The organism is Vibrio hepatarius, from assembly GCF_001274785.1.
Lineage (GTDB): Bacteria > Pseudomonadota > Gammaproteobacteria > Enterobacterales > Vibrionaceae > Vibrio > Vibrio hepatarius.
Genome location: NZ_LHPI01000033.1, coordinates 1 through 7,061 on the forward strand (window position 1 = coordinate 1; position 7,061 = coordinate 7,061).

Here is a 7,061-nt window from a genome sequence, read left to right on the forward strand (position 1 = left end):
TCGGTGTCGCTAGTAAACTCAGTGGGATACCATGCGTAGAGCCGTTATATCGATGTGCCAACATTAGGCTGTAGTTCATCAATCCTTGTTGGCTTGGCGTGCTCACTAAAACGCAATCAAATTCAACTATAGGGTGAGAGTAACGTACTTTGCCGTTACCCTTATAAAGGGTTACCATGCCTGTATTGCGATTAAGCGTAAATACCTTTTTTGTGGTCATAATCCAGGTCGGTGTCCAATACCCTCGATCCATTAGCTCTACTTGCAGCCAAAGAAAACTGGAAGGGAGGAATACCCATTTTAAAGCAGGTATAAACCCCACATTGAAACCTTCTAGAAAACTACCGTCGTGTATTAAACCACCAAGAACACAAACCATCGTATAAATGGGTAAAGCAAACCAGATACTAGCTTTACCTAATGCTGAAACAATGTAATAAAATTGAAACCAATGACTTGGTCTTTCCACCACTAACTCTTTGTGATTCCAAAACTGCTCAAGGTCTGGCTTTATTTCACGTAACCTTTCTATTAACCCAGGTTTATTTTCCGTATCTACTCTGGTGCTAATTTCACTTATAGGCTTACTAAAAGGCAATTTTCGGGAGCCTGACTTTAGAAATTTCTTAAGTAGATTGTTGTCGTCACTTTCTGGTGATAAATGATATCGTTTTCTGCTGTTAAAGGTAGTGTCTTGGTAATATTCGCTGTTCATAAGTATTTAATTGATTTCTGCAAATATATCTAATTCAGGGCCTGTTTCAAGCTTGCCTTGTTGTTTGTTTCTGATTGCTTCGAGTGTCGCTTTATATTCTTCTTCACTCATATCGCGCCAGTATCGTGGGTTTCTGCCAGTTTTCTTGTCGTACTCAGCAGTCACGGGATCGAGGTGTCGAGATTCTTCAAGAATGAGGCAATCTGGCAAAGGTTGGGATATGTCCATATAACATAAGATCATATTCCAAATGCGATAATATTCTGAAACCGATTCATTCGGTGTTGCTAGTGAGCTCAGTGGGACACCATGCATAGAGCCATTGTATCGATGTACCAACATTAGACTATAGTTCATCAACCCTTGTTGGCTTGGCGCACTGACCAAAACGCAATCAAATTCAACTAATGGGTGAGAGTAACGTACCTTACCGTTACCCTTATAAAGGGTAACCATGCCTGTTTTTCGGTTGAGCGTAAATACCTTCTTTGAGGTCATAATCCAGGTTGGTGTCCAATAACCGCGATCCATAAGCTCCAACTGTAGCCATAGAATCGCAGCAGGGATAAACACCCACTTAACGGATGGAAATAGGAACTCGTTGAATACGTCAGGAATTAGTAACCCTAAAAATCCACTTACAACTAACGTCAATGGTAGAAGTATCAGAATCACGCCTTTTCCAAGTACTATTGATAGCAGGCTGTAAGCGTGAAACCAATGACTAGGTCTTTCGACTACCAACTCATTGTGATCCCAGAACGGTTCAAGTTCTGGCTTTATTTCACGTAATCTTTCTATTAACCCAGGTTTATTATCCAGATCTACTCTGGTGCTGATTTCATTAGTGGGATTGCTGAAAGGCAATTTTCGTGAGCCTGACTTTAGAAATTTCTTTAGTAGATTGTTATCGCCACTTTCTGGCGATAAATGATATCGTTTTCTGCTGTTAAAAGCGGTATGTTGATAATATTCGCTGTTCATTGTTTGTTCCTAAGAGCCCATCATATCGTCAGAGTTAGCCCAGTAATAGTTAGGTGTACTGATAAATATATCTTTTATAGAATCAATTTTCTTATCGCCAAAATCTGGTGTATCGATATCAATAACACCCTCGTTTACTCTTTGCTTGGTAATCTCAACCTTATCGATAGGAGGTTGAGGGAAAACAAAGTTACCTGCTCTTAATTGTGCCATAACTTGTATTCTTCGATCGTATTGGTACGACGCTCGATATGAATGTATTGACGATGGAATGCTATGTGTAGCTTTGTACAGATAAAGTTTACCTTCAGCTGTATTAATCACTTCTACTGGTTCAATACTCTTAGGTTTTAAGCTTGCATAGCGTAACCTTGATGTGGTGTGTGTTCTCATGATTGGATCGTATCGTGGTGTTACGTTGTACATATCTAACAGTTCACGACTTTCGACATGGAAGCTTACATCTTCTTTGTTCATATTCAGCAATTGAGGCAGATTAGTGCGTACATGAACATAATGTGTAATCCCATGTTGTTTTAACTGCTGTTTTTTGGCGGCCTTGAGAGGACCCTCTTCAATCTTATGGCTTTCGATTGATAGGGATACATATATACTGAGTAGTTGATTAAAAGCGTCATCTGGATCAGTAATAAGATAAGTTAGCTTGGCATCCTTATGCTCTTTGGCGAAAGGTCCATTTGTTAGCCAAGTTTCTAGTAGGCCATCGGTAAAAAAATAAACAATGGCAAAACCAGTAAGGGTGATTCCTAATGCAATCCATGCAATCGGTCCTAGCCCCAAAGCTATTGGAGACGAAGTAAACAGCAATCCGCCAACTGTGCCTATTCCTACACCAACAGCCATCATTGCCATTCCTATAGCTGCATCGGTATCTTGTTTAGAAAACAACCGAATACTATCGACAACCATTAATCCAGCTGTAACAAGACCAGCAGCAAAGCTGGCCGCCCCCAGAACTGTTACACTACCGCGTAATTGCACATATTTAGTTTTATTAAATTTAGCAATTGTCTCAGGCTTAAAGGTATAAAGTGCTTGATTGGAATGATTGAAAATAGGTCCGTACTGTTTCATTAAGTTATGACTGTGAGTAGCAGCAATTCCAATATCTAATGAAGCACTTATCAAATTGGTTATGCTATAAGCTATGTCATAACTGTTATTCTTAAAGTAATCCCATGCATTTCTAACATTCCAAAGCTCAACGGCTAATATAAAAACGGGCATTTTGAGCTGTTCATAGGCATTAGTTTTACTAAGATTTTTATTTTGCACTTCTTTAAGTAGCTTTTTGTCGTGTTCTAACATCCTTACCAGTTCTGAATTAGTGTTTTTTAGTACGACTACGGACGCTGCGGTCTCTGGTACTTCAGTTTTATTTGGTGCTCTAGTTTTACTGGTGGAAGCAATAACGGCACCGTCTTGAGTGATATCTCCAAAGGAGTTTTTCGTCCCTCTATTTCCATAGAGATAACTTTGAGCACCATGAGTTACACCGCTATGGGGTTGAGTTGAACTCCCCAAACCAATAATGTAACCAGAAACTTCTCCACCTGTTACCGGTTTGAAGACCATTGAAGATAGTTTATCTCCACTTAATGCCTTGAGAAGGCCTAAGTTCTCAACATACAGTTTGTTAAATTGAATAGTTAAGGTTTCGGTCGCTAAGGCATTTTTTAATGTGATGCCGTTTTCAAAAAAGCTGCTAAATGCACTGTCTGCGGCGTTGACGAAGCGCCTTATTTGAGGGAAAAGAGATTGCTCAGTTTCTTCCGCTGCTTTGACTAAGGCTGTGGCTTCAGCTTGAATGACAGCATCTGCTTCAAGCGCCAAGTCAGTTGCCACTAACCTCGCAAGGTTCTCCATGGTTAACAAACCAGAACCATCGTTACTATCATCCGCATATTGCTTATATTCTGGTGTGATCTCTTTATCTTCCAGCATCTCAGAAAGCGAGGTACCCATCGATGTGTCACCAAATAAGACATGGCGAAGTGGATGAGCAGAATCGCTAAAAAAGATCTTGCCAGCATTCAAAGCAAGAGCGGATGTTTGTTTTTCTAACTCAGGTAGCAGTTGATCATGTTTTTGGGAGTCAATGTTAATAGCGTGACGACAATTATTGACCAAAATATATGCGCCTATAGCATTCGCATCATCTAAGCTGGTGATATCCCTTAAGCTTTCTGCTAGAGAGTGCGCTGCTAATTGGGTTGATAATTGTTTTTGAAGTGCCGGAATATCTTCATGTAATTTACGTCGAACTACAGTACGTAGTGTTTGTGAAAATGTACTCTGGTCAGTTCGAACAATTTTGTCTTTGAACTTATAAGCGGGGTTGTCTTGCTCACCAATCTTTGGAATGAGTACGAAATGCTGTAACAGTTCTGCACTTTTATAATGAGGCTGGTGGATTGCATCTAACTGTATTTGTTGCAAGTAGTTCGATGCAGCGACAACGAGCGAGTTTTGGTGTCGGATATTGAATAATTCATCTTCTAGCACCACACCGCGCAACTGATTTTCTTTCGCTTGCTGATAAAAATCTTCGCAAGTTGACGTTTCCCATACTGAGTCAGCTTGTACTGTTTCGATTTTTTCGCCTTGGTCAAGCTTCCCCTCTTCAATTAATTGATCCTGTTTTTGAGCGAGTTGCTCATACAGGACTGAACCACGAAGTGCGTACTCGAACTCTAGTGTGTTATCGGGGTTAAACGCACCGTCTTGCACGTAACGTTGCCTTTCATTCTTTGCGTTATTGAGTAGGCCTTTGATATAAGAATCGGTTAGGCTTTTGTTGTAAAAAGAAGGCTCAGCAAGTTGTAGTTCGATGTCTAGTGATCTCGGACGAGTCTCTGGCAGTTCACTAATCTTAATTAAAGGCGTACACGGTTTTTTGCAACGTTTCCTTAGCTCTGTTAAGTCATTTTCTAGATAATTAAGTCTAGCTCCACTCCACTGCACTTCAGAGAAAGCAATAAGAATATCAGTTTGTTGTCCATTTTCTTTTGCCGGATACCACAACTCCTTTAAGGGGGAGCCTGTAGATGGTCTAAGCGTATTAGTTTTGAACGGCTTATCTCTTCCAGTGCGATATTTGTACAAATTGACATCTTGATACAACGTAGTCGAGCTTTCTCCGGTTGTTATTTCGATTTCACGCCAGAACTTACCGTTGTAGATGATGTATAAATATCCATCTCGAACTGGCGCGAGCCGTTCCTCTTGTTTCGCTTTGTTGTTTTGAGTAGGGAGTAAGGTCATCGGGAGGAATGCGTGGACCAAATAATCTTGTTCATCTGGCTTTCTGGATATAGCCGTAACATCTTGGAATAGAGGTAATTTTATCGGACCGTCTTCAGCTTCAATTTTTAGCCAAACATTGCGGTTTTCGTTTTCATCACACCAATCCCAGCTGTAGACAGTGGTGTCGTCTAACTCAGGATCTATCGTTTTTTTTCCTTCAAGAGAAGATTGCTGTGACATGTCGGTGAGATCGTAAAACTCAAAGTCTTGCTCTAAACCGTGTTTGATACCAGTAACTTCGATGTATAGCTTTTTACCTTCGCAGGTAGGTTTCGAAGCAAATTTAGTAGACATAATGACTCTCCCTAGACAATACCAGCTCTATCTGTTCAACAATACTTTCTGGCGCTTGATTTGTATCTATTTGAAAACTGTTCTGTTCTAGAGATACACCGTAGATATGTACCAAACGACGCAATCTAGACAATAACCTTGGTTCTTCAATTTGATGTTGTGTGCAAAAAACGTTAACACTCTTTTGTTTTGACCAATCGATAAGTTCTATTTTTTCTGAATTAGCCCATTCTTCGATTTCTTGTTCGACAAATTTTTCATTTAAAGCAATTTCCTGAGATTGTGTAAGCACCCAAGTTGAAAGTCGTTTTTTCTGCTCCAACTCCCCTTCTATATACCCCCATTCGTTGCTAGTGCTTATCACTTGGTCATAGAAATACACGCTTGATAGGCAACCTAGCCATTGGCTTGTATCTCTTTGACTGGAAAATCTAAAAAAGTAACTAGCTACAGAAGGAATGTAATAGTGGAAAACACCTTTGCGCTCACCTGAGAACTGGACTTCCAGCCTAAGTCGAAGGTGCTTTAACACTTGTTCTAATGGAACATCCTTAGCTGCAGAAAAGTAGATAGTGTTCTCTCTTGGCAGGGAACTGATAATAGGATCGTTGTCATGGAGAGCTATTACCAGTGGGCTTCTATCCATTAACGATTCCAATGAGGTTGCCAAGTAGAGAGGTTCCAGCACATGATGGCGAATGTGGCCGTAAACCTCTTGAGGCATCCCCTCATAAAAATTTACAACAGCGAACCAGGTTAGCTCTACACCGTTTTGTCGATTTGAAAGCAATGGGGTCATTTGTTATTTTCACACGGACAGTCACTTAGCGGACAACTACCGTCTGATTTCTTCTGGCAGATTTGAGTTATAGGCATTCCTATTTTTACATCAGCTATAACTTGCTGTAATAGCGTGGGCGTGGGTTTCACAAAAACTAGCTCATCTGACGCTGCTACAGCTTCTAAACCATTTGGTAGCGTTGCCATTTGCCCACCGAATCCACTACCACTGCCGGGACTTCCTCCGGAGTTTAAGTTGATCGCTGGGCCGACGATACTGACGCCAGAGGCATCCACTTTGACAAAACTGCCGCCTACTTTCAGAGTCAGTTCAGATCCTGCTTCAATAATGATTTTTGCTCCGCCTTTTAGGTGAACTTCGCTGCCAGCATCCACCGCATATAGCTTGCCCGTTTTATGGTGCGCGCTGCCATCGACCATCAGCGTTTGGTCTTTAGCGATTTTGTTGCGGCTTTCGCCCTCCACTGTGAGGTGATGATTGTTCTTAATCTGCGTAAAGCTGTCGTTGTCGACGGTAAGGTGCTTATCATGCTGGATTTGCGTGGTGTGGTCGTTGAGCACATCCGCCTCAAAGTCCTTTTGCGCGTGCAGGTAGACTTTTTCCGATTCTGCTTGGTCTTCAAAACTCAGTTCATTGAAACCTTGTCCTTGGTGCGTTTCACTGCGCCACACGGTTTTGGTCTTGTGCTCAGGCAGGGCATACGGCGCGGTGTTGGTTGCGTGATAGGTGCGCCCCGTGACGATAGGTTGGTCTGGGTCACCGTTTAAGAACGAGACAATCACTTCATGGCCGATACGCGGCAGTGCCATCATGCCGTATTGCGCGCCCGCCCAACCTTGTGACACGCGCACCCAGCATGAGCTGTGTTCATCACCAGAAGAGTAGCGGTCCCAAGGGAAATGCAGCTTAACGCGGCCGTGTTCATCGCAGTAGATTTCT

At 41.8% G+C, this 7,061-nt stretch carries 5 protein-coding genes; all 5 read right to left on the minus strand.

The genetic code is table 11. The annotated features are described in order from the left end of the window. Positions 1-715: hypothetical protein (locus AKJ31_RS20725; RefSeq protein ID WP_211263073.1), on the minus strand; the 715-nt coding region annotated here is incomplete at its 3' end. Positions 716-721: 6 nt separating this feature from the next. Further along, positions 722-1,699: a hypothetical protein gene (locus AKJ31_RS20730; RefSeq protein WP_053410934.1), complete on the minus strand. Its 978-nt coding sequence runs from the start codon at positions 1,697-1,699 to the stop codon at positions 722-724. 9 nt (positions 1,700-1,708) lie between these two features. Further along, on the minus strand, positions 1,709-5,320 hold the full coding sequence (locus AKJ31_RS20735) for a hypothetical protein (protein ID WP_053410935.1): 3,612 nt from the start codon (positions 5,318-5,320) through the stop codon (positions 1,709-1,711). Continuing rightward, a complete protein-coding gene (locus AKJ31_RS20740; RefSeq protein ID WP_053410936.1) occupies positions 5,310-6,119 on the minus strand; it encodes a DUF4123 domain-containing protein in 810 nt (269 codons plus the stop codon). Before AKJ31_RS20740 ends, AKJ31_RS20735 begins: the two co-directional genes overlap by 11 nt. After that, positions 6,116-7,061 (minus strand): type VI secretion system Vgr family protein (locus AKJ31_RS20745; RefSeq protein ID WP_157052411.1); only part of this gene is annotated, 946 nt, incomplete at its 5' end. The genes AKJ31_RS20740 and AKJ31_RS20745, both read right to left, overlap by 4 nt.